A 24,623-nucleotide genomic window follows, 5' to 3' on the forward strand; every position below is an offset into this window, starting at 1 on the left:
AAATTAGGGCTTATCTCCAGTAATCGAAAATTTATCGGGTGTTTTTAAATAAGCTAATTTGATTAACAACAAATATATAGGTACAGAGGCATTATAGAAAAAATTACCTGTTATTAAAGGAACCGCTAAAAGCACCGCAAACCATAATTTATCTTGGTGGGCTAGTTTAAAATTGAAGTAATACCTTAAAAAGAGATACAAATACAAGGGCGCTCCTAGAATACCAAAATACAGCCATAAGTCTATCAATTCTAATTGTGGTCGCAGCAACGGATTAGAAAGTCCGCCAATAAAATAATGAAGGCTTCGCCAGTTTTCTTGAATGTACGGAATGGTTTCTGTAAGTAATAAATCATCTCTATAAGAAAGTACTGCCGTTAACCAGCCCTCTTCTTTGCTGATTTCGGCAAACAGACTATAATTGAATAAAACGTATACTCCAACCAAAAAAAGCAAACTGATAAGACTTAAACTCCCCAAAACCCATTTTTTGCTAATCTTTGCGTTTATCAATAGCACCAAACTGAATAAAAATACGGCCAAGTAAACCGATTTGGTGCCAATTAACAAAGAAGCGATCAAAGTAAACCAAAACAGAGGTTGGTAATAAAAATTCTTTTTATAGTAAAACACAAAGTAAAGCAAAGCGCTTAAATACAGGTAGGTTGAATTTGCCGAAGCCCAAACCAAACCATTGTAGCCCCAGCGCTCGCCTTCATAAGATTTAAACCATTCTAATTGAAAAAGAGCCCCTAGTACTATAAGACTGTTGTTCAGCCATAAAAAGAACTCCCAGAAGCTTGTTATTTTTCGGGTTTTATGTTTATCAAAAGACCTTAAATCTTTAAAATAGAGCAATAAAATCAAGAAAAACAAATAGCGAGCAAAACCAATTATAGCCATTGTAGTGAAAGCTTGAGGTAAAAAATATTGCCCCAAAACAAACCATAGCACCAGTAAAAATATACCCAAAAGTTGTTGGGTACGGGTAAATAATAAACTCGTAAACATAAAAGCAAAAGCCAATAACTTGACCAGCTTCTGAAGATAAAACTCAGCCTCGATAATATGATAATACAATTTGTTTAGTGCCTCAATTCCTAAAAAAAGTAAGAGGAACCAAAAAAAGACTTGGCTTTTATCTGGGTTAAGCCACTTTTTCATGCGTTTCTTTTTTATCGGCTTTAGCCAAAAATTCTGCATAGAAGAGTGTCCCGAAAAGGGCGACAAAATTAATACCCATATTTCTATCTAAAATATTTTCGACCATAAAGCACCAAAATAGTATGGTGAGAAAGCATAAAAATAAAAGGTTTTGGTGTTTAAAAGCAGATACACCGTTTTTAAAGAAATATAAAAGCAATAAAAGCACACTAAAAATTCCAAAACGCAATACATAGCCTATGTATTGATTGTGAGCGTTGTAACCTCGCTCTAAAGAATTACTCATATTGTATTGGGTGTATTGCTCTATTAAAACTTCATTTTCTGTACCCCCACCATATCCCAAAATTGGTTTATCTTGTATAAGCTCTAGGGCGACCTTCCATCTAGAAAAACGAGAATCTACCTTGTAAGTGTTATCCGTATTGTAGGTGCCAATATTATCTTGAAGTTCCCAGAAAGTTCCGTCAACTGTTTTATGATAGATGTAGGTTTTTTGCAGTAAGCTAAAGCTAAAAGCTAACAAAATAACAGCTGCTGTAATAAGCGCAGCAAAGGTTTTAAAAGAAAGATTATGAATAAGATACAAAAGAATTAGCAGGGCATATACACCATAAATAATACGCGAAGCCAAAAAAACTATACACAAACTAAAAACCAAAAAGCCTAAAAATTTGAGTAAGCGCGGTATTTTGATTTTAGAAAAAAGTAAGATACTTAGGGCCATAGCCATATACATACCCATATAAATAGGATGCATATCAGGAAGAGGTTTGGTAAAATTGAAGTTGGTAAATGTATGGTTGAGCAACCAGTGTAAAGGGTAATCTGACTGACTGTAATGATATATATTAATCGCTATTAAAGCTAAAGCTGATATAAATGCACCGGCAAGTAAACCATAAGCCGCAAAATTTCGGAATAATTTTGGGGGTATATCTTTTCTAAACAAAAACAATGGCGTTAGGCCTAAGAATATATATTTGCTTATTTCCTGAAAAGCTTCTTGTTTTAACGGACTATAAGTTACTCCCCATAAAAGCGGTATAAAAAATACCATAGGAGAAAACAAGAAGAAATAGATCAACTTGCCCTTTAACTGAAAGCCATGCAATACAAACGACAATAAGGTGGTGACCACCAAACCAATTAAACCAATATTACTTATAGAGGTTTTAATAGGTAGAAAAAATGTGGCTACGACGATACAGATTAATGTTAAGTCTTTTAATATTTTATTTTTGTCTTGCTTCATTATTATTTTAGTCTTCGAGAGCGGTGTAAAAGTAAGCTAATTTTTTACCGATATCATTTAAAGCTTCTTGGTTGTAATGCACCATATCTTTTAACCAGCCCCTTTCTGGAAAAAATTCGGTTTCATTATAACCAATATAGACGTGTTCCATTTCTAACGCAACTTCTCTCTGTGCTTCTCTTACTTTTTTATATCCTTCATCTTTGGCATTATTCCCATTAAATCTACCCGTTTCTATAAATACAAAGGGTATCTCTCCAAATTGATTGTGGTATCTATTAATTAACTCAATTAAAGCTTTCTTATAATATTTTTTAGTAATGCTATTTTGGTAGACAGCTTGAGCATCATTCTCTCCCTGACACCAAAAAATAGCATGAATATTACTCTGCTTTAACACCTGTAAAGCTTTTTGAGTTTTATAAATGCTAGAAGAAAATAATTTACCACTTTCACTCCAATTGCCCCAATTGTTCACCTCTGCTTCAACGGTTAAAGAAGAACCACCTTTTGCCGCTTGAACAACACATACTTTTTGATTGCTTATTTCATTATACGTATAGGCTAGGGCTGGAATAAAACTTCCTGTTTGAGCCGCTTGAAAATTAAGGTGATATTGGCCTACAGGATCTTTCAGTATTTTGATGGTATCTTTTACCGAATCATATTCATATACCTCTTTATTAGGTTGAAAAATAGAGATATCTTTATCTCCGACACCAGCTGCGTTACTTTGCCCTGCGACAAGAAATATCTTCTGATTTTCATCGTAGAATGGTTTATCATTATTACTAGAACAAGCTGTAAATAAACAAATTGCAAAAAGAAAAATTATACAAAAGTGGCTTTTCATGAAAAATAATTTTCTAGTTTAAAAGTTTATTGTTTTCTCGTTTTAATCAATTTTGCTGGTACACCACCTACCACCGTAAAAGCTTTCACATCTTTGGTTACTACCGCTCCTGCACCTACTATGGCGCCCTCTCCAACCTCAACACCAGGCATAATAACTACATTTCGGCCTAACCAAGCTCCCTTTCTTATAGTTGGTGGTTGAGGCTTGGTATCTCCTTGATTTACAATACTTATATCGATTCTTTGGTGTTGATGTGAAGTACTTAGTATAGCCACATGTGGAGCAATTAAGACCTCATCTTCAATAATCGCTTGCTGTATGAAAACATGTTCGTTAATTCTGCAATTCACCCCTATTCGAGTACCTAAGGTGTTTGAAAGATAAACATTGGGCTCTAATTTAGTTCTGCTATCGTATGGCATAAGCTTTAGTATTTTGGCAACGTAAGCTACCCTAATTTTATTACACAAGCCTATCAACCTAGAATGAGGTAAATGCTGTATAAAAGCGTAATAAAAAAATAGCTTTAATTTATGAAGCATACGTAAATAATAGTAAACTTAATTGTTTAAATAAACTTAGATTGTAAATTAGCATTTTGCACAAAATTACTAATATAGTTTAGTTTAAAATATCAAAATACAGCCTTATATGAAAATCTTTTTAATTTCAAATATGTATCCTTCCTCTAAGGATCCATTATTTGGTGTCTTTGTGAAAAATTTTAAAGATGAATTAGAAAAAAATAGTGTTATATTTCAACCTATTTCTCTTATTCAGGGCTTGACGAGAAACCCTATTAAGAAAGTTCTCAATTATGGTATTCACTATTTTAATATTCTTATCGGGATCTTTAAAAAGTTTGATTTGGTATATGTACACTATGTGAGTCACCATATTCCAATTCTTTTTTTCCTTTTACCTTTTAAAAGAAAACCCTGGGTATTGAACGTTCACGGAACGGATATAATAGATTTACAAAAGAATGAATATCTTAATTTTTTTGCTAAAAAAGTTTTAAAAAAAATCGATTTACTTGTTGTACCTACCAACTATTTTAAAACAAAAGTTCTTCAAGGCTACCCTTTTTTAAAAGAGCAAGATGTTTTTGTATCGCCTTCTGGCGGAATTGATTCTACTAAATTTTTCATTAAAGATAAAGATGAAAAAAAATCCAAATTGCATTTAGGTTTTGTTTCTCGTTTTATTGAAGAAAAAGGCTGGAAAACATTTCTAGATGCTCTTTTAAAACTTAAAGAAAAACGAATTCCTTTTGTAGCTTCCATAGCTGGGAAAGGTCCTGATGAGGGAAAAATTCTAAATACCATAAAGCAGAATGGTTTAGAAGAAGATGTGCAATTTTTGGGACTAATACCACAAGAGAAATTAGTTGACATCTATAATAAAATAGATTTATATATATTCCCGACCTATCGAGAAGCAGAAAGTTTAGGTCTAACAGGTTTAGAGGCTATGGCGTGTGGCACACCTGTCATCGCTTGTAATATTGCTGGACCTGCTACATATGTTGAATCACATAAAAATGGATTTTTATTTGAACCAAAAAATTCAGAAGCTTTAACTGATTATATCCTACAATATCATCTTCTTCAACCCGAACAAAAAAATAAATTTAAGTTGGAAGCATTTAACACTTCAAAAAACTTTAGAAAAGATATTGTAGCTCAAAAGCTTTTAAAGCGCTTAAAAGCTTTATTTGATTAAATTATTCTGGTATTTTATAGTTAATATTATATACTATAAATTTCAAAAAGAAAAGTGAAGCAATAATCAAAAAGAAAGGAACATCTACATAACCTGTATGAATACATTTCAATAAAGCAACTGCTACGATTCCGTAAAGAGTGATTATAAAGGGATTTTTTCGCTTAATAATTAACTTTCTTAAAGTTTCCATTAATAATGCAGCTAATAAAAACCCAATTCCAACAAAAATATAACCTCCATCTACAAATAATGCACCTTGTAATGTAGGTGTTATACTCCAGGGTACTCCATCTGGTCTTTTTCTAGCGCCAGTAATATCTCCTATAATATTTCTCGCTGCCCACTGGGTTCCTGGTAACAGGGTTAATACATTTGCAGCAGCCAAACCTAAGTACATGGGATCTCCTTCTTTTTCCTCAATCAAAATTTTAACAACTTGTTGATCATACCTAAAAAGAGCCATGGTGGGAGCTATTGGGGTTAGATAACTATGTTTATCTAATACATCTTTATTTATATTTTTGTAATATTGACCGACATCATATTTTCTACTCACTCTAAAGGTAGCAATAGATGACATTAATGCTAAAAAAAGGAATACTGCGAGAAAAATTTTAAAAGAAAATATTCTCTTAAAGCTATTTTGATAATCATTTCTAACGGTGTAAAAAACTATAAAAAAACCTCCCAATAAACTTACTAAAGGAGATCTAAATCCTAATGATAAAAATAGAATTGCTTGAAAACCTAAAAAAAGAAAATATCTTTTTTTTAATTTTTTATTTTCTAATAGAATACTAGCATAATAAGCAAGGGTAATTACAATGGATAGATAAACGAATAACCCAGTAATAACAGTCGGATTAAAACGAGCATCTTCAGAAAAAATTATGATTTGACCATTTCGGATATTAGTAATGATGATAGAAAAGACAGTGATAATATTAATGATAATAAATAAAAACTTTATGATTTTATGTTTACCAAAATTTAAGTCTTTTTCTGAAATTTTAAATTTTAGAACTCTAAAAAATATAGCTGATAAAACAAAGGACACTAAACCTATTAAAAATAAATATGTTACCTTAACTTCATCTAAATCATCGTTATAAAGGGGTAAATTAATAATCCCTACTAAATTGATAAATAAAAAAACAGCCAAGAAAACCCGAACAATTGGGAATGGTGATATGGAGATTTTATTGTTTTTGAGAATCATTATCTTTTATTTATGGAAATGTAATTTTATAGCTAGTAAAACAGTAATTACAGCAAACTTATTACGATATTCAAAAATATCATCATTATAAATCTCATTTAAATCTGCTTTAAGCTCCTTGTTATCAATAATTACAATATTCTCTTCAAAGATGCGGTTAAATTGTTTTAGAAGATTAGGGTTAGTTTTAAACCAATTGGTAATAGGGTTCATACTATCGTAATTAAGCCCAAAATATTTTTTCCCTCCATTCACATATTTCTTAATTAACCTACCGTAATTAATGTTAAAATCTGAATTAGGTTTTAATCCTATTTTTTCCCATTTATAATCAAGCGTTTTAGGATGCTTTGCCTTTAACCAATCAAAATAAATCTTTTGATTAAATTTAAATTTGTTGGGAATACTGGAGCAGTAATCTAATAACTGAGTATTGTAGAATGGTGAAGCTTGATCTATAAAGTTATTAAAGACCTTATCCCCCATTAAAGTACCGTGTACCTGTCGTTGCTCAAAGGTATATACTTCGTAGTCAGATTGGTCATAATAGGTCGTTAGATCATCTAAAAAGTCCATTTTCTCAAGCATTGTCTTGTTCTTCACAAAACCTGTTAATCCGATAGAAGCTTTATTTGTTTTAAAATCATAATTAGGCTTTAAAAAAGAGCCGAATAAAACATCTCCTATCTGTCCTGAATGAATCAATCCAAAATTACGTCTTTCTATTTTACTCAACGCATTGTAAATAATTGCGTTCGCGGTAAAGTGGGTTAAACCATCGGTAGCTTTTACGTAATTATCTAGTACGTTTTCAACTAAAAAATCTCCTTTATGAATATTAAATTGTAAATGAGAATAAAAGTTTTTTTCGGCGATATGATTGGCGTATTTAACGTCGCTGGAGTTGGGATTCCCGTAGGTATATGTATTGATTTTATTAAACCCAAGTTCTTGAGCAATCATAGCATTAATCCTAGAGTCCATTCCTCCACTCAATAAACTTAAATGTTGTTGGTAATTATTACTTCTATCTTTTTGCCATTCTTCTTCAATGGCATTTACCATAAACTTCTCTATAGATTCTATTACATCATTTAAAGATTGAGGGGTTTCTTTTTTTGAGATTTTGTAATATTGCTGGGTCTTTATCGAACTTTCAGAAATATTGAAAGTTAAAGTGGAGCCATAATTTAATTTTTTTATCTCTTTAACTAAGGTAAAGTCATTGAACATTTGTCCGTAAAGAGCTAAAGAATATATTCCATCATAATCGTAACTAATTGAAATGTGGTTCTCACGAAGCAATTTAGATAATACGTGCATTTCAGAAGAGAAAGCAAAACCTAATTCTTTATCGTAAAAATAAAATAGGCTCTTTGTAGATAAAGGATCATTGAACATGATTAATTTTTCTTCTTTTTTTGAAAAAATAAATCCAGAAAAAGTTCCTTTTAATAACGAGATAAAATCGCTTCCCTTCTCTACATAGGCTTTAATTATTTTTTGTGGAGTATTAATCGTAGAATAATTGATTCCTTCAAAACAAATGATATAGTTATCATCTTCAAATAGAAAACGATCATCTTTAAATTTATCTAATACAGATCTACCAAAACAAAAATCATTGCTAACAATTTCTTCCTGAATAGAGTTTTCAAATTTACTGTTGTAAAAATTGTTATATATTTTTCTTTGCTGATTTTTCTTTAATAAAACCCCGTAAATCCCTGCCATAGATTAAAATTATAAGTAAGTTCTAATGTTTTCTTTACGCTTAAGGTATACCGTTCCGGCAATATTCCAGAAAGATAGACTTATTGCGGTTGCTGCTGCTGCCCCTTCAATGCCGTATAACGGAATTAAAGCAAAATTTAATATTAGATTTAGGCCTAAGGCAATGAGCGCTATATTTTGGTATTGCTTTTGTCTGCCAATCATTTGCATTATAATGCCTACCGAGCCTGTGGTACTATTTAATAAATGAATACTACATAATATAATTAGTACATATTTTCCTACTAGAAACTCTTCGCCAAATATGCCTAAAAAAAACTGATTAAAGATCAGCAAAACAGCTACTATCCCAGCAGTAGCTACAAAATTGATTCGGGTAGAAAATTTCACTAAACTCTTAAATTTTTCGTGTGCCTGTTCGGCAAAGGCATTCGCTATTTTTGGTGCTAGGCTAGAGTTGATGGCTTCAATAGAAAAATTGGTAACCAGCGCCAATTTTAATGCTGCATTGTAAATACCAATATTTTCATCGGTTTCATAAATACCTAATATAAAAGTATCTAACCAACCCAAAAATACCATAATGGTTGAGGAGAGTAACATAGGGAAAGATTCCCGTAAAAAACGCCATGAGTTGGTTCCCGATTTTAATGTTAATTGCTTTAACTCCTTACTTACTACATAAAATGCAATGAGTGACAATAGCACTAGTGCCCAAAAATGAATTTGAATAAGCATAACGGGAGCTACGGTACTAAAAAGATAAACCACAGCTAAAAGTAGAATAGTAAGTAAAAAACGGCCTGTATTATTGAAAAATGCAAACCAGTTATTTAATCCTTTGGCTCGCAAAGCTCCTGCACAAAGCATGGTGATGGTCCAAAAAGGGATTCCTAAAACACTCCAAAAATAATAGGGTGCTAATTGGTCCTTTTTAAAAATATGCAAAATAAAAAAGTCTTGTGCCCACAGAAGCAACCCCATAAGTACCAAGCTTACTAAAAAAGACTTGCTTACCACGCGGTAAAATAATCCAGGGTCTTCTTTCCAGTTTTCTGGCTTGGCATAAAAGCGCAAAAAATTAACGTCAATACCCAACCTGCCTATAATACTAGCAAACATAAAAACACTAAAGCTCAAGCTTATGAGTCCGTTTATTTTAGCTCCAAAAACATTGGTAATATAGAGCGTAAAAAGATAACCGGCTATGATACCCACGCCTCTAAATATCAAAAAATAGAAACCTTTCTTAAGTACATCTTTTTGATCGGGATTGGTGTTTTTAAGCTTTTTGATGAGTTGCTTTTTCAAAATACTATTGTAGATGTTTTTACCCAGCAAATGTACTTAAAGTTAGCCAAATGTAGGACCAACTAGTTTTTTATATTCGGTATTAACGGTTTTGGAAAATAGTTTTAATGGAGCTTTTTTATCGCTCTACCAAAAAATTAGGGTTGCACAAATTTTCTTTGTTATAGCGTAGGGGTTGTTTATCTTCTAAACTTATCACCTCTAGATCTAAACCTCTTAAAATTGCATGTGCAGCCGCGGTATCCCACTCCATTGTTGGTGAAAACCTCGGATAAATATCAGCTTTACTTTCGGCAATCAACATAAACTTTAAAGAACTTCCCATACTCAGGATTTCGACATCTTTATATTCAGCTATAAAATCTTTAGTCTCTTGGTTGGTATGCGAACGTGAAGCCACAATTTTAATAGTTCCGCTCTCATTGGTAATCAATTCCAATTCGGTTTCGGGGTCTGTGTTTTCAGATTTATAGGCTCCTATATGCTCCCCACCAAAGTACAATTGGTCTGATACTGGTGCATATACCACGCCCAGCACAGGTTTCTGCCGATGTATGAGTGCAATATTGACTGTAAATTCACCGTTTTTTTTGATGAATTCTTTGGTACCGTCTAACGGATCTACCATCCAGAAATATTCCCAATTTTTTCTGGTTTCATAAGGAATTTCGGCACCTTCTTCAGACAAAATAGGAAAATCAGTTGTTTCTAACGCCGTTACAATTGCTTTATGCGCTCTTTGGTCTGCCAAGGTTATCGGACTTAAATCTTCTTTTTCTTGGATCTGAAAATCTTTTCCGTTGTAAACTTCTAATATCTGTATCCCGGCATCTCGCGCCGCATCGATCATTAAGGGGAGGTATTCTTTTAATTCCATTTTAAAATTGTAAGTAAGGGTTAATCCATAAACAAAAGACTTTTGCACACCTTTTTACTTATGTTTTGTCTAAAATAGCAGAAAAAGACCTTCTCTAGCGTTACATTCTTGTTAATACCTAGCCAAGAAAACCTTAAGGTAGAGCGCAAAAATTAGTTTAAGGTAAGAATACACTTTTATTTTTAGTGAATTCTACTTGCAATTTTAATCCTCGTTATTTATTAAATTTGTAAGACTCGCTTCCCATTGAGGTATTGTTAAATCAAAAGTTTTAATGATTTTACCTTTATCTAAACAACTATTTACTGGTCTTTTTGCTTTTGTTTTATAGGCATTTGAAGCTTGCACTATTATCTTTTTATCTTGCCTATCTACAATAGCTTTTGCAAAATCATACCAAGTGGCCTCGCCCAAGTTACTGTAATGATAAATACCATAGTTTTTCTTTTGCGATAGGATTATTTGAAGGACCGCTGCCGCCAAATCATTAGCATTGGTAGGATTTCCTTTTTGCTGAGTGGTAATTTTTAGGCTTTCGCCTGATGCTGCTTTTTGTGAAATGGTTTTAAAAAAATTATGTCCAAATTGTGAGTACAACCAAGAGGTTCTCACAATATAATATTCTTTTAATATTTCTTGAATGTACTGCTCTCCCTTTAATTTAGAAGCGCCATAAACGTTTATTGGATATACCTGATCTTCTTCGGTGTAAGCCGATTTTTTTTCACCGTCAAAAACATAATCTGTAGAAATATGAATCAGTTTAGTTTGGTGCTTTTGGCAGGCTTCGGCCAAGTGCTTTACCCCTTCTGCATTGATTAAAAAGGCTTTATTTTGATCGGTTTCTGCTTGCTCAACATTGGTATAAGCCGCTGCGTTTATGCAGTAATCAAAGTTGTGCTTTTCAAAATAGCTTTGAATCGCTTCCGCGGAAGCGATATTCAATTCATTTGAGTCGGTAAAACAAAAATTTAGAGCCGTATATTTTTTGGCTGCAACCTGAAGACATTGCCCCAATTGCCCAGCTGACCCGGTAACTAAAATTTTCATAACCAGTTGGCTTTTTTAAGTGTAGGTAATATTTGATCTTTAGAAGAAAGTAAAAGCTTTTCTGCAGGTAATTGCCAATTTATATTTAAAGTGGGGTCATTATAAATAATACCGGCTTCTGATGCTTTATGGTAGTAGGCATCACATTTATAGGCAAAAATAGCTTGCTTAGATAAGGTTACAAATCCGTGGCCAAATCCTTTAGGGATGAATAACTGATAATTGTTTTTGTGGTTGAGCTTTACTTGATAGGATTTTCCAAAGCTTGGCGAGTCTTTTCTTAGGTCTACTGCCACATCGAGTACTTCGCCTTGAATAACCCGTACGAGTTTTGCTTGACTATGGTCTCCTGTTTGCAAATGAATTCCGCGTAAAGCGCCATATTTAGAAATAGATTGATTGTCTTGTACAAAATTGACGTTTAAGCCAGTGGTTTGCTCAAAAACCTGTTGATTAAAGGTTTCAAAAAAACTACCACGTTCATCTTCAAAAACACGGGGTTTTAAAAGAAAGCATCCGTCTAAATTGGTTTTTTCTATCTGCATTTATTGTAAATTTTTGCTGTAACCGCTTTTTGTTAAAGGCTGGAGTAACTTTTTATATTGCGATTGGGTGATATATCCCATATTATAGGCCGCTTCTTCTAGTGCTCCCACTTTTAATCCTTGTCGTTCTTCTATTGCCTCTACAAAATTAGAAGCCTGCATGAGTGACTTAAAGGTGCCGGTGTCTAACCAGGCGGTGCCTTTGTCTAAAATACCCACTTGTAATTTACCCTTTTTAAGGTAGGCGTTGTTTACATCGGTAATTTCTAATTCGCCACGTGCGCTGGGTTGAATAGATTTGGCGATTTGCACTACTTCGTTATCGTAAAAATAAATTCCTGGTACGGCATATTTAGACTTGGGTTGACTGGGTTTTTCCTCTATAGAAATCACTTTGCCATTTTCATCAAACTCTACCACTCCATAGCGTTCAGGGTCATGTACATGGTAGGCATATACCACCCCACCATCTGGATTGTTATTTTGTTTGAGTAAATTTTCTAGTCCAGAGCCATAAAAAATATTGTCCCCTAGTATTAAAGCTACTTTATCTTTACCTATAAACTCTTCACCAATGATAAAAGCTTCTGCCAAGCCATTGGGTTGCTCTTGTACTTTGTACTCAAATCGGCAGCCCAACTGTTTGCCATCGCCTAAAAGCTTTTTAAACAAAGGCAAATCGTGTGGTGTACTTATAATCAAGATTTCTCGGATACCCGCTAACATCAAAGTAGAAAGCGGATAATAAATCATGGGTTTATCGTACACCGGCAACAATTGCTTGCTTACGGCAAGGGTTAAGGGGTGCAAACGCGTTCCTGAACCTCCGGCTAGAATAATTCCTTTCATTGTAAATATTTTTTTAAGTACCAGTTTATGGTTTTCTCTATTCCTGTTTCAAAATTTTCTTGGGCTTGCCAACCTAGTTCTTTTTCTATTTTTTGAGCATCTATGGCATATCTAAAATCGTGTCCAGGTCTGTCTTTAACAAAGGTGATAAGTTCTAGATAGGAATCTTTAGCGACCCGTGGGTGCTGCTGATCTAGGATTTTACAGATGTATTGAGCGATATATAAATTTTGTCGTTCATTTTTACCACCAATGTTATAGGTTTCGCCTAATTTTCCGCTTTCTAAGGCTTTCTGAATCCCTTTACAGTGATCTTCTACATATAACCAATCTCTGATATTGGTTCCTTGACCATAAATAGGAATCGGCTCTCCTTTTAAAGCTTTACGAATTATAGTTGGAATTAATTTTTCATCGTGTTGATAAGGGCCATAATTATTGGAGCAATTGGTGGTTACCACAGGCATACCATAGGTATGAAAGTAACTTCTTACCAACATATCTGAAGCTGCTTTTGAAGCGCTGTAAGGGCTGTTGGGTGCGTAAGGCGTCTCTTCTGTAAATAAACCTTCTTCTCCCAAAGTGCCGTAAACCTCATCGGTAGAAACGTGCAAAAATCGGGCTTTTGCAAAAGTAGTTTTATGCTCGAAGGGAGCAGTCATCCATAATTTATAAGCAGCTTGTAAGAGGTTAAAGGTTCCGTTTACATTGGTTTCTACAAATACAGCAGGATTGGCAATTGAATTATCTACGTGAGATTCGGCGGCAAAGTGAACCACTTCTTGAAATTGATATTCCTCAAAAAGATTATTCACCAATTGCGCATCGCAAATATCACCTTTAACGAATTGATAATTGGGATGATTTGGCTGTTCAATATTATCTAAATTGGCCGCATAGGTGAGCTTATCTAAATTTACAACCCGAATTTCTTTCTTGGCTCTAAGAATATAATTGATATAATTAGACCCAATAAACCCAGCTCCTCCTGTTACTAATATTGTTTTCATGATTTAGGTTTCAAAGATTTAGCTTGCGCAATAATTTTGAAGAAAAGATAGCCTAAAAACAAGATTACCAGCAAAATTATAGGGGTAAGCAGCATTTTGTTTTTTTGTAAGATTGACTTCTGCTTTAATGGTTGAGGCAAGCTCAAATCAATAATTCTTAAAAACTCTTCTTGTTGTATTTTCTCTTTAATTAAGTTTTGAGTTTCTAATTGTAGCTCCGTTCGCTGCGAAATAAGTCCGTTAAAGTCAAAATTCGCGCCATTTACTACTATCTTGGCATCGTTAGACGCTTCTTTAGATTTAGCGTAATTGGCTATTAAACGATCTAGAGAAGCGATAAACTCTTTATTGGCTTGCACTTGATCGGCTAAAAAGCTAGACTTTTCTTGGTATAACTTTTTGAAGTAAGCATTATCTTTTAGCTGATTTATTATTTTCTCTAAAAGCAAACTACCTTCTTTATCTGCCGGATGTTTTAAGATTACTTTATGCACACGTATTTTATTCTGCAAAAGTTCTTTTTTCTGTTCCTCTTCTAGTAATTTAGATTCCTCTATATAATCTAAATAATTTTCTTCTTCGTTAGATAGCAATTGGGTAAGGTACACCGGTTTAACTTCAAGAGATAGGCCTTTTAATTCTTCATCTCCTAGAAGCGCTGCCCATTTGGTATTGCCTTTTTGTAATAAAAAATTAACCTCATCAATTTTATTATACAAATAATCGGTTCCTTCTTCATTAACGCTAAGTGTAGCTTGAGTTTGGTGGTATTCTTGACTAGAGGTTTTCCAAAAGTACCCCAAAACGATACCAATAACGACCACTGCCAGTATAAGCAGGGCGTTACTTAGTAAAAAGCGAACCAAAAGCAAAAAACGATGATAAATGTTTTTAAAAGCATTTTTTATTAAGCGAAATAAATCAAAAATATCTATTTCCTCATTTTGCTTTTGGCTGTCTAAATTATCTTTATTCATTATTTAAAAATTTGTTCAATAATTTTCTCGGTGATTAAATAAGTAGGCTTAACTCCAGTAGTGCCTAATCCGCCAGAAGCTAAAGTACTTCCTGTTTCTAAGGGGTTATCGCTGGCATAATAAGCATACCGCACTTTTACCTCTTCACTAATATTACCCCTCAACTTAGAAGCGGCTTGAATGGCTTTTTGGTAATGTGCTCCTTCCATTTCTAGTCCTACCACATTCCAAGTAGAATCATAAAAGAACTTTAAGATATCTTTATTCTGTAAAGAAGTACCTAGAACGGTGATCATAGCTCCATCTACTATAGCAATATCATTTCCTTCTAAATCGGAGCGGGTTAGCTCATTTTGAAATGGATAGTTATCGGCTGTGCCCTCAAATAAATGAGCTTTAGGAATCATTATATCGCCTTTACCCCCTTCAAGTATACCAGCCTTACCCATAATGGATATAGATTTCACAGGCATATATTGCAAAGAATCTTCCTTTTTAAAGGGCTTTAAAAGCTCATCCATAGTTTCATAAGCCTGTTCACCAAAGGCGTAATCCATAACGATAATCACTGGTGCATGGTCTTTATTTGCCGATATTTTACTGTTGATGTCTTGTATTTTTGCCGTATCAAAAATCTGAACATCAATATTGGTTCCGCTTTCATCGGGTAAAAATAGCATGCCATTTTCCAAGGCGGTTTGCTCTACTTTTGCTCGAAGGGCTTTATTTTTGGTATCACTAAGCTCTTCATACACTTTAAACATCCTTTTCTCTTTGCAAGCATCGGCTAAAGCTACAGGAGCATATAAGGTATTCATAACGCTATGCATATTTGCACTTATTATATGCAAGTCTCTGTGGTATAGATTATGTTCAATCAGACAAGTTTTAATGCGATTGGCCCAAATTTCACCGTGGATGTGATGTCCTAAACGCTCGCGTAAAACCGGACTAAAAGTTACTATACGCTTGTTATTGTTTACTGCCTCATCTATGGCTAGTTTACCTAAGAAGTAAATAATTTGAAAAAAGCGGTTAGGGTGAGATGCGGTACTAAATAATGGATGAACCCGGCGAACCTCATCAAAAGTACGTCCTAAAATATTGGCGGTATGACTTAAGGCTACTTCGATTTCTGTTTGGTCTAAATCTGATTTTTTGATGGCGGCTTCTAGCTTTTTCCAATCGCGATTTACACTCCCGTCTTCATTGATAACCACCCGTTTCATAATCTTATGCGACTCGATAAATAAGAAAGTAAGGTGCGTAAGAATATCATAAATTTCAGACCTCCCGCGAGTTACCTCTATATTCATTTGCTCTTCGTCTATGCGGTAACAATTTCTTCTTCGCTTAGGTGGAACAATAGGTTTGAAATGAGAATTGGCATAACCTTCATCGCTGGTAAGGTTTATAAAACGGCACTCCTCTATACCAACTGGCAAACGATCCATCACATACATAAGTCCGTTTAACTCTACCTTTTCTGAAGCTATAGTACCATAAATCTCAGGTCTAAGAGTTAGCAATGCCTCTCGTAGCGTTTCTCCCGAGACCCCCATAGGTTTATAAAAACCTCGGTTAAACAAATGCCGCATGGTAATATATAGCCTTTCAATTGCATTAGAGCTTTCTTGAGCTCTAGACCTTCCTTGCGATTTGATTTTATTCATCATTTGATTCTACTAGTTTTAATTCATATAATTTATCTGCCAATTGACGATCATTGGTAAGTCTGGGGAGTTTATTTTGTCCTCCTAATTTACCTATGGCTTTCATATACCTTTGAAATCCGTTCTCGACTATTGGGCTAATGACCAATGTTTTCAAAATCTTACCTTGAATTAAATCTTGGTAATAGCTGTTTTGATTTTGCAATGCCTCATCAATGCTTTGCGCAAAGGTAGTCAAATTATCAGGTTGTTTGTTAAACTCAATAAACCATTCGTGATAGGGTAAGCCCGTTTCCGGATTTGTTTGCGGCGCCACACTAAACTCGCTTACCTCCACTCTATGCTTTGCTACCGCTTGCTGCAGTGCCTCTTCAACCTCTTTGGCAATTACGTGTTCACCAAAAGCCGAAGTAAAGTGTTTAATTCTTCCTGAAACCAAAACGCGGTAGGGTTTTAAACTGGTAAAAATCACTGTATCGCCCAGATTATATGCCCATAATCCAGCATTGGTCGATATTATCATAACATAATTAACGCCTAAAGCAACATCTGCAATACCAATACGCTCGGGATTTTCTTCAAAAAAAGAATCGGCGTCAATAAACTCATAGTAAATTCCCGCGTCTAAACGCAATAACATCCCTTTTTCTTTTTGACTGTCTTGGTAGGCAAAAAAACCTTCTGATGCAGGGAAAAGTTCTATGCTGTTTATAGGTTTACCAATAAGCGACTCAAATTTGGGTCGGTAGGGTTCAAAATTTACGCCACCATAAATCAGTAAATTAAAATTAGGGAAAATCTCAGTTATGGTTTTACCAGTACGTTCTTGCAAGCGTTCAAAGTACATTTGTAACCAAGACGGTATTCCGCTAAAGACGCGCATATCTGCGCTAATGGTTTCATTGATGATAGCTTCTACTTTGGTTTCCCAATCTTCAATACAATTTACCTCCCAACTGGGCATTCGGTTTTTTTGCAGGTAGCGGGGTACAAAATGAGCAACTATACCCGATAGTCTACCTACTTTTATACCGTTTTCTTCATGGAGCACCGGGCTACCTTGTAGAAAGATCATTTTACCATTTACAAAATCGCTGTTGCCAGTTTCATTGATGTAGCTTAATATAGCATTACGCGCTCCCTTGATGTGACTGGGCATAGATTCTTTAGTAATGGGAATATATTTTGCACCACTGGTGGTACCCGATGTTTTAGCAAAATAAATGGGCCTGCCTGGCCATAGGATATCCTGCTCACCTTGTTTTACGCGTTCTATGTAAGGTTTTAAGGCTTCGTAGTCTTTTACGGGAACCAAATTGGAAAAATCTTGCTGATTTTTAATTTTTGAAAACTGATGATCTTGACCAAATTGAGTATGCTGAGCTTGTTTAATCAATTGATTAAACACTTTTTCTTGAGCTTTCACCGGATTGTTGGCCCAGCTATCAATCTGTGCCTTCACCACTTTAGCAAATATTTTAGCTGCAAATGATTTAATGGACATAGCTTAGGTTTAAAATTCTATAAATTCTTGTGGATTTACCGGGTAACCGTTACTCCAAAGTTCAAAATGCAAGTGGGGTCCTGTGGTTAATTCACCTGTATTACCCACCTTAGCAATGACCTCTCCTGCCACCACCATTTCGCCTTGTGCCTTGGTTAAAGATTTATTGTGTTTATAAACCGATAACAGACCGTGGTTATGTTCTAAAATAATCACATAACCAGTAGCAGCACTCCATTCTGCAAAAATCACCGTACCGTCTGCAATGCTCTTTACAGGCGTATTCTCTTGAGCTACCACATCAACTGCATAATGTTTTGTTTGCGGATTAAAGCTTTCTGAAATTTCACCTTTGAGCGGTGAAAACAATGAAAATTCTACTTTAGAATCCAATTGTTTTTGAATATTAAAGCGTTCCTCTTCGGCCACCTCTTTACGCAATAGCGAGTCGGTTTCTGAGGCATTGAAATTTACTGTATCTGCAACAATTTGATTGACGGTGTCTAAATTTTCTTCTTCAAAATCTAACGGACTCGCCTCTCCCGCCAACACACGCCGAATGCTTTCTAAATACCTGTTTTTTTGATCGAGTGCAATTTGTAATGAATCGGTTTTGTATGCCAGGCTTGTTGCTTGTTTACGCAATTTTGTACTGGCATAACCGGGTATGTATTCCCGCAAGGGTGTAAAAGCGATTAAAACCGTAGTAAAGGCTATGATTAAAATAGTAGAAATACCAACGCCTACAAAGATGTTTAACCTGTTTAATCGCAGAGCAAATTGCTCTTCAAAGGTATCTTCGTTGAGAACAACTAGCCGGTACTTATAAAGTAATTTTTTTTTTATTCTTTTACTCTTCTTGGGTTTACTCATAGGGCGCCAATTTACTATACAAATATAAAATATTATTACAGGTTTATCTTGAATAAATCAAGCTATCGATTTTGAATTCAATTTTAATTCGTATTTTTGTATTATCTTAAAAAATTAAAGTTATGTTGGCAAACCATTTTTTAGCCATAGGTACACCGCAAATCATCTTAATTGTCGTGGTTGTATTATTGATATTCGGCGGTAAGAAAATACCCGAATTAATGAAAGGATTGGGCAGTGGTATAAAAGAATTCAAAGATGCTTCAAAAGAAGAGAATTCAAAAACTGACACTCAGCAAACAGAAAAGTAAAGTTTATTTTACTTAAAACTTATATTAAATGCGCATTCTTTGCTAGAATGCGCATTTTTAGTTTAATTTATTTTTGCCGATCTTAAAATTGCTTCTAGTTCAAAAACATGATCCCGCTTATTGGTTGAGGGCCTAAATACAAAACCTTCTAAAATAACATAGCGTTTGTTTTTTTCATCTCTTACCGCAAAATTGATAAATGGGCCAGCCATAAAAGCATTTTTTACTTCCCAAACCCCTCTACTTTCGTAGGCAAACTTACCGTCTATTTGTGTATCGAATAAATACGGAGCATAGGCATCTTCGGTAACAAGATAACTTCCTTCTCTGGGGCCTGGTATATGTTTCTTACCTATACTATCACGCATTTTAATAATATTGCCTACTATATTGGTATCTTTTTCGATAGTATGAAAAGGAACCTCGTAAAGCAAAATCTCCATAGTGCCTTTTGGAATGTCTTTACGGATCCAGAAAAAATTGTCTTCCTGTTTAGCATAACGATAGGCCGTAGGGAAATTTAAGGAAACCCCTAACTTTTCACGAATCACTTGGTCTGGTTTTAAAGATTTAGCAATTCGGTTTTGCTGTTCCTTTAGCTCGGTTTTTTTAAACGAAGAAACAATAGCATCTTTGTTATTATCTAACAATTCAATTAACTCCTCTTGTGTAGGCGCATAAACAAATACTCCAGTTTGTGGCCTAGCAAAAGTATCTTGCACTATTTCTAAATACGCTTGTGCCGATTTACCTATTTTTAAAAAAGTACGGTTACTACGTACAAAGCCATCAAAAGCGCTTGGCGGTATTTGATTCATGGTAAAAAGAGGCTCTTGGTGGGTTAAGCCATCTACAGTTGCTGCCAAAACAGAGCGTATTTCCTCTCCTATTTTGCCTTCCCATAGCGCGTGATCTATTACTACCGATACATTATTAATGCGACCATTTGAATCGGGTAAATTAGCTTTAGCATCTTTGGGTTGCTCCTCACAACCTAAAACTAAAAAACTAGCTAACAATAGCCCGAAAATCTTATTTATCATAATCTACAAGAGTTTAGCCATTTGAAATTTTTAATTTCATTCCTGGTTTTAAACGACTACCGCTAATATCGTTCCATTTTTGAATTTCTTGTACGCTAACTCCAGGAAACTTACGCGATATACTCCATAAAGAATCTCCTTGTCTTACAATATAATGTTTGGTTGTGTTTGATTTTGAACGACTTGCATAAGAACTTTTAGGGAAAATACTTAAGTATTGCCCTATGCGTAAATTATTGCTGCGTAAATTATTCCATTGTTTAATTTGACTAACACGCACCCCATATCGAGCTGCTATTTTACCCAAAAAATCTCCACTTCTTACTCTATACCGAACGGGTTCAAGAAGTTCTTCTTTTGTGGGCATATTCGCTTCTTTGTGTTTTTGCGCTACATATTTATAAATTAGATCTTCATTTGCCACAAACAAACCAGCCTCTTTTCTAGGTAATCTTAAATGGTATTGCTTACCCTCTATTTGCGGTATAACCCCTAATTTAAAACTTGGATTTAAAAATTCAAGCAAATCTTGATCAACTCCAGTTATATCTTCAATCATCTCAAAGTTAAGCGCTTGTTTAACTTGAATAGTATCGGTTTCAAAATAAGTGATTTGTGGTTTAGCAGAATTAAATCCGTGCTCAGACGCATATTCAAACAAGTACATGGTAGCGATAAAAGAAGGCACATAGCCAGCTGTTTCTCTAGGGAGATAGTTGCGTAATTTCCAATAGTCGGTTTGACCGCCACTTCTTCTTATTGCCTTAGCAACATTTCCTGGGCCCGAATTATAAGCTGCAAGAGCTAAATCCCAATCATTAAACATACCGTATAAGGTAGATAAGTATTGAGCTGCAGCCTCTGTTGAGCGTTCTGGACTCATTCTAGCATCTACGTAACTCGTCACTTCTAAACCGTGCATTTTACCTGTTGGGTACATAAATTGCCATAATCCTGTTGCGCCCACTCGAGATTTTGCACGCGGATTTAATGCCGATTCTACAATAGCCAAGTATTTCATCTCAAGCGGTATATTGTACTGATCTAATTTCTCTTCAAATAAAGGAAAATAGTAATGACTTAAACTCATTAAGCGTTGCACACTTTCTTTACGCCATTTTAAATAGTAATTAATTACTTTTTCTAATGAGGTATTATAACTTATTTTAAATGGAGTTTTGGCATTTAACCGATCAAGACGTGCAATTAAAGTATCCCGATTTATTTGCCTAGGCACATTTTCTAATGATTCGCCTTCTTGAATGGCTTGATTCATTTCTGCATACAAGTCTGAGTTCATTAATTCCTGTTGCCAGATCGAATCGACTTGCTTGAGCTCTTTATAATCTTTTAAATAAGTTAAAACAGCTTTTTCAAGCATGTTGTGCAACTCTTTTGCACTGGCTTCTTTGCTTAAACTATCTGTTACCGGTTGATCGGCTATGTTTGCACTATCTTGAGCTACACCAAAGAAGCTCACACTACAAAAACAGAATAATGCAATAAGTTTAAATTTCATGTGATAGGTTTAAATTAATCTTTGTTTATGGCTGCTATTCCTGGCAATTCTTTGCCTTCTAACATTTCGAGCATTGCACCACCTCCAGTGGAAACATAGCTAACTTGGTCGGCTAAACCAAATTGTTTCACGGCGGCTACGCTATCTCCTCCTCCTACTAACGAGAAAGCTCCTTCTTTTGTTGCTTTTGCAATTGCGTTTCCTAAATTTAAAGTTCCTTTAGCGAAAGAAGACATTTCAAAAACCCCTACAGGTCCATTCCATAAAATAATCTGGCTTTGTTGAATTATTTGCTCAAAAAGCTTGCTGGTCTCTGGCCCTACGTCTAACCCCATCCAATTTTCAGGTATATTATCAATCGCACTCAGTTTAATTTTTGCATCATCTTTAAAAGCATCGGCTATGACCGCATCTACCGGTAAATGTACTTGTACTTTTTTAGCTTTAGCTTCTTCTAAAATCTGTAAGGCTAAAGCTAATTTATCATCTTCTACTAAAGAACTACCTACCTCACCACCTAATGCTTTTATAAAAGTGAAGGTCATTCCCCCACCAATTATTAAATGATCTATTTTATCTAAAATATGACTGATTACAGTTATTTTTGAAGACACTTTTGCTCCGCCTAATATAGCAGTCACCGGTTTTTCTTTGGCTTGAAAAACCTTATTGATACTCTCAATTTCTTTGGCTAGAAGATATCCGAAGCATTTATGCTCAAAAAATTGAGCCACTACCGTTGTTGATGCGTGTGCACGGTGAGCCGTACCAAAAGCATCATTCACATAAATATCTCCCAAACTAGCTAATGCTTTTGCGAACTCAGAATCACCTTGTTTTTCTTCTTTATGATAGCGTAAGTTCTCGAGTAATAATACTTCACCGGCTTTAAGCTGATTTGCAGCTTCTTCGGCTTTACTGCCTACACAATTTTCTACAAACTTAACTTCAACTCCCAAAATTTCAGATAATGTTGGTACAATATGCTTTAAAGAATATTTTTGTTCTTGGTTTTCGGGTCTACCTAGGTGAGACATTAGAATGGCAGCTCCTCCTTGGTTGAGTATTTTATCTATACTTGGTTTTGCTGCTAATATTCGAGTGGTATCGGTAACCTCAAAATCCTCGTTTAAGGGTACATTAAAATCAACTCTAATAAGTGCCTTTTTATCTTTAAAGTTAAACTGATCTATAGTCTTCATCGCATTCTATTTTAGCATTAATTTAAGTTCGTAAAAATATAAAAACAGCCCAAAGTCTTAACACTTGTGGCAATTTTTAAATCGGGATGAAATTACAAAAATTTATGTACTTTCGCTTTATGGATTTTTCTTCTATAATCGGCTTAGATCATATTAAAAATCACTTGCAAAAAACCGCAAGTAAGCATGTTATTCCCCACGCTCAACTCTTTGTGGGTTCAACAGGATTTGGTACCCTACCAATGGCTTTAGCTTATGCACAGTACATTTTAAGCGAATGTGGTCCCGAGAAGAACAAATCACAAGCCAAACAATATGTAAATGATTTATCGCACCCCGATTTACATTTTGTTTTTCCTTCTGTTTTAAGAAAAGCCAATAAAAAGCAATCTAGCAAGGATTACCAAAGCGAATGGAAAAATTTCATACAGGAAAATCTTTATGCAGACGAATATGCGTGGAACCAATACCTTGATGAGGAGAAAAAGCAAGGGATTATCAACGTTAGGGATGCCGAAAATATCTTAAAAGACGCGTCGTTAAAATCTTTTTCTGGCGGATATAAAGTCTTTATTATTTGGGGAGCAGACAAAATGAATAACGATTGTGCGAACAAGCTATTAAAATTGGTAGAAGAGCCGCCTTCAAAAACCGTATTGCTTTTACTTACTGCTCACGAAGACCGAATTATATCAACCATCAAATCTAGGTGTCAAGTTTTGCATTTTCCTCCTTTAGGAGAAGCGGTTTTAAGTGAGGCTTTAATTGAAAAGCAAATCGAGCCCAATTTAGCATTGCAAATTGCACAACAAGCCGAGGGTGATTTTCAAAAGGCATTAAAATTAATCAACCAATCTGAAACCGAAGAACTATTTGAAAAATGGTTTATCACCTGGGTACGTGCTGCCTTTAGAGCTAAAGGTAATAAAACGGCTATAAAAGATCTCATTAATTGGAGTACAGAGGTCGCTCAAACCGGTCGAGAAACCCAAAAGCAATTTTTATTATATTGTTTAAACTTTTTTAGACAAGCCTTATTGCTTAATTATTCGGCAAACGATTTGGTACATCTTCAACCCAAAACTGCTGGTTTTAAATTAAAAAATTTCGCCCCTTTTATTCACGGGGGTAACATAATACCTATTCAAATAGAAATAGAAAAAGCGCTTTACCATATTGAGCGTAATGGAAATGATAAATTAATTTTGACCGATTTATCCATTCAACTTACGCGACTAATTCACAAGAAAGAACAAGAACTAAAAAAGGCTGCCGATTAGGCAACCTTTTTATAAAATTATGCAATAATAGGTTTATTTTACTGACTCATTCAGGGCCTTTAAAACTTCTTGCGTAATATCTTTACCCTCTTTGGCATACATAATATTTGCCGATTCATTAGACCCGAAGATATAGGTATAATTATTTTTCTCTCCGTAGGTAGCTACAAAGTCTTTTACCTTGGTGATGAGAGAATCAATTACTTCATCGCTTTCTTGTCTTAAAGCTTGGCTTTGCATTTGCTGACTCTGTTGCAATTGCTGTTGTTTTTGCATCAAAGCCGCCTCTTGTTCTTGTCTAGCTTGCGCGGATAGTGATTGCATTTTGTTTTGATAAGATTCAACTTCTTGTCTAAAAGCCATCGCGGTAGAATCTAGCGTACGTTTTAGTTTTTCAGATTTTTTATTGAAACGTTTTTCGGTTTCTTTCATCTGTGAAAAATCTTGAATTAGCACAGTGTTATCTACATAAGCTGTTTTTTCTTGATTACAAGATACCAGTGCGAAAACCCCAATGACAGCAAAAACTATTTTCTTCATATTTAATTTTATTTTTAGCAAATGTAATAAGTATTTACTTGTCATAATAAAAAAATTGAACAATAATAAAATCTTATTTATAAACTTTCTCCTATAATATATC

At 34.6% G+C, this 24,623-nt stretch carries 23 protein-coding genes; 3 read left to right on the top strand and 20 right to left on the bottom strand.

Annotated features, from left to right (window positions below; all coding sequences use genetic code 11):
- Positions 1-3 precede the first annotated feature (3 nt).
- From ACH2AZ_RS02810 to ACH2AZ_RS02825, 4 genes are read right to left on the bottom strand one after another with little or no spacing between them, the layout of a single operon-like run.
- Positions 4-1,164 (bottom strand): hypothetical protein, encoded by a 1,161-nt coding sequence (locus ACH2AZ_RS02810; RefSeq protein WP_394906549.1) that lies wholly within the window; start codon positions 1,162-1,164, stop codon positions 4-6.
- Positions 1,148-2,419, bottom strand: a complete 1,272-nt coding sequence (locus ACH2AZ_RS02815; RefSeq protein ID WP_394906550.1) for an O-antigen ligase family protein — start codon at positions 2,417-2,419, stop codon at positions 1,148-1,150. Before ACH2AZ_RS02815 ends, ACH2AZ_RS02810 begins: the two co-directional genes overlap by 17 nt.
- Before the next feature lie 7 nt (positions 2,420-2,426).
- Positions 2,427-3,272 carry a sialate O-acetylesterase gene (locus ACH2AZ_RS02820; protein ID WP_394906551.1) on the bottom strand — a complete coding sequence of 282 codons (846 nt, stop codon included), beginning with the start codon at positions 3,270-3,272 and terminating at the stop codon, positions 2,427-2,429.
- A gap of 26 nt (positions 3,273-3,298) precedes the next feature.
- Complete coding sequence (locus ACH2AZ_RS02825) at positions 3,299-3,697, bottom strand: acyltransferase (protein ID WP_394906552.1); 399 nt, start codon at positions 3,695-3,697, stop codon at positions 3,299-3,301.
- Positions 3,698-3,926: 229 nt separating this feature from the next.
- Between ACH2AZ_RS02825 and ACH2AZ_RS02830 the strand changes: the two genes are divergently transcribed.
- Entirely contained in the window at positions 3,927-5,000 is a 1,074-nt protein-coding gene (locus tag ACH2AZ_RS02830; protein WP_394906553.1) for a glycosyltransferase family 4 protein, read from the top strand.
- Position 5,001: 1 nt separating this feature from the next.
- Here the strand turns inward: ACH2AZ_RS02830 and ACH2AZ_RS02835 are convergent, their stop codons facing one another.
- From ACH2AZ_RS02835 to ACH2AZ_RS02890, 12 genes are all read right to left on the bottom strand, one after another.
- Positions 5,002-6,222, bottom strand: a complete 1,221-nt coding sequence (locus ACH2AZ_RS02835) for an oligosaccharide repeat unit polymerase (RefSeq protein ID WP_394906554.1) — start codon at positions 6,220-6,222, stop codon at positions 5,002-5,004.
- Positions 6,223-6,228: 6 nt separating this feature from the next.
- The gene (locus tag ACH2AZ_RS02840) at positions 6,229-7,956 is read right to left on the bottom strand and encodes an asparagine synthase-related protein (RefSeq protein ID WP_394906555.1); all 1,728 of its coding nucleotides are present in this window, start codon (positions 7,954-7,956) and stop codon (positions 6,229-6,231) included.
- Positions 7,957-7,965: 9 nt separating this feature from the next.
- Positions 7,966-9,267: a flippase gene (locus ACH2AZ_RS02845; protein ID WP_394906556.1), complete on the bottom strand. Its 1,302-nt coding sequence runs from the start codon at positions 9,265-9,267 to the stop codon at positions 7,966-7,968.
- Between the two features lie 118 nt (positions 9,268-9,385).
- Positions 9,386-10,144, bottom strand: coding sequence for a 3'(2'),5'-bisphosphate nucleotidase CysQ (gene cysQ, locus ACH2AZ_RS02850; RefSeq protein WP_394906557.1), 759 nt, complete (start codon positions 10,142-10,144; stop codon positions 9,386-9,388).
- A 204-nt stretch (positions 10,145-10,348) separates the two neighbouring features.
- Complete coding sequence (rfbD, locus tag ACH2AZ_RS02855) at positions 10,349-11,194, bottom strand: dTDP-4-dehydrorhamnose reductase (protein WP_394906558.1); 846 nt, start codon at positions 11,192-11,194, stop codon at positions 10,349-10,351.
- On the bottom strand, positions 11,191-11,739 hold the full coding sequence (gene rfbC / locus ACH2AZ_RS02860; RefSeq protein ID WP_394906559.1) for a dTDP-4-dehydrorhamnose 3,5-epimerase: 549 nt from the start codon (positions 11,737-11,739) through the stop codon (positions 11,191-11,193). The genes rfbD and rfbC overlap by 4 nt, the downstream gene beginning before the upstream one ends.
- The gene (gene rfbA / locus ACH2AZ_RS02865) at positions 11,740-12,588 is read right to left on the bottom strand and encodes a glucose-1-phosphate thymidylyltransferase RfbA (RefSeq protein ID WP_394906560.1); all 849 of its coding nucleotides are present in this window, start codon (positions 12,586-12,588) and stop codon (positions 11,740-11,742) included. It abuts the gene before it with no gap.
- A complete protein-coding gene (gene rfbB, locus ACH2AZ_RS02870; protein ID WP_394906561.1) occupies positions 12,585-13,598 on the bottom strand; it encodes a dTDP-glucose 4,6-dehydratase in 1,014 nt (337 codons plus the stop codon). Before rfbB ends, rfbA begins: the two co-directional genes overlap by 4 nt.
- A complete protein-coding gene (locus tag ACH2AZ_RS02875; RefSeq protein ID WP_394906562.1) occupies positions 13,595-14,575 on the bottom strand; it encodes a hypothetical protein in 981 nt (326 codons plus the stop codon). The genes rfbB and ACH2AZ_RS02875 overlap by 4 nt, the downstream gene beginning before the upstream one ends.
- Positions 14,575-16,248 carry a DUF6909 family protein gene (locus ACH2AZ_RS02880; RefSeq protein WP_394906767.1) on the bottom strand — a complete coding sequence of 558 codons (1,674 nt, stop codon included), beginning with the start codon at positions 16,246-16,248 and terminating at the stop codon, positions 14,575-14,577. Before ACH2AZ_RS02880 ends, ACH2AZ_RS02875 begins: the two co-directional genes overlap by 1 nt.
- Positions 16,241-17,752 carry a GH3 auxin-responsive promoter family protein gene (locus tag ACH2AZ_RS02885; RefSeq protein WP_394906563.1) on the bottom strand — a complete coding sequence of 504 codons (1,512 nt, stop codon included), beginning with the start codon at positions 17,750-17,752 and terminating at the stop codon, positions 16,241-16,243. The genes ACH2AZ_RS02880 and ACH2AZ_RS02885 overlap by 8 nt, the downstream gene beginning before the upstream one ends.
- 9 nt (positions 17,753-17,761) lie before the next feature.
- Positions 17,762-18,625, bottom strand: a complete 864-nt coding sequence (locus tag ACH2AZ_RS02890; RefSeq protein WP_394906564.1) for a M23 family metallopeptidase — start codon at positions 18,623-18,625, stop codon at positions 17,762-17,764.
- A gap of 122 nt (positions 18,626-18,747) precedes the next feature.
- Here ACH2AZ_RS02890 and tatA point away from each other — a divergent pair, with 122 nt between their 5' ends.
- Complete coding sequence (tatA, locus tag ACH2AZ_RS02895) at positions 18,748-18,936, top strand: twin-arginine translocase TatA/TatE family subunit (protein ID WP_147861823.1); 189 nt, start codon at positions 18,748-18,750, stop codon at positions 18,934-18,936.
- A 62-nt stretch (positions 18,937-18,998) separates the two neighbouring features.
- Here the strand turns inward: tatA and ACH2AZ_RS02900 are convergent, their stop codons facing one another.
- From ACH2AZ_RS02900 to ACH2AZ_RS02910, 3 genes are read right to left on the bottom strand one after another with little or no spacing between them, the layout of a single operon-like run.
- Positions 18,999-19,979 (bottom strand): DUF4837 family protein, encoded by a 981-nt coding sequence (locus ACH2AZ_RS02900; RefSeq protein ID WP_394906565.1) that lies wholly within the window; start codon positions 19,977-19,979, stop codon positions 18,999-19,001.
- Positions 19,980-19,992: 13 nt separating this feature from the next.
- Positions 19,993-21,498, bottom strand: coding sequence for a LysM peptidoglycan-binding domain-containing protein (locus ACH2AZ_RS02905; protein WP_394906566.1), 1,506 nt, complete (start codon positions 21,496-21,498; stop codon positions 19,993-19,995).
- 14 nt (positions 21,499-21,512) lie between these two features.
- Positions 21,513-22,700: a phosphoglycerate kinase gene (locus tag ACH2AZ_RS02910; RefSeq protein WP_394906567.1), complete on the bottom strand. Its 1,188-nt coding sequence runs from the start codon at positions 22,698-22,700 to the stop codon at positions 21,513-21,515.
- A gap of 86 nt (positions 22,701-22,786) precedes the next feature.
- Here ACH2AZ_RS02910 and ACH2AZ_RS02915 point away from each other — a divergent pair, with 86 nt between their 5' ends.
- Positions 22,787-23,980: an ATP-binding protein gene (locus tag ACH2AZ_RS02915; RefSeq protein ID WP_394906568.1), complete on the top strand. Its 1,194-nt coding sequence runs from the start codon at positions 22,787-22,789 to the stop codon at positions 23,978-23,980.
- Positions 23,981-24,013: 33 nt separating this feature from the next.
- Here the strand turns inward: ACH2AZ_RS02915 and ACH2AZ_RS02920 are convergent, their stop codons facing one another.
- Complete coding sequence (locus ACH2AZ_RS02920) at positions 24,014-24,520, bottom strand: OmpH family outer membrane protein (RefSeq protein ID WP_394906569.1); 507 nt, start codon at positions 24,518-24,520, stop codon at positions 24,014-24,016.
- Positions 24,521-24,623 lie beyond the last annotated feature (103 nt).

The organism is uncultured Mesonia sp., assembly GCA_947499595.1.
GTDB classification, from domain to species: domain Bacteria; phylum Bacteroidota; class Bacteroidia; order Flavobacteriales; family Flavobacteriaceae; genus Mesonia; species Mesonia sediminis.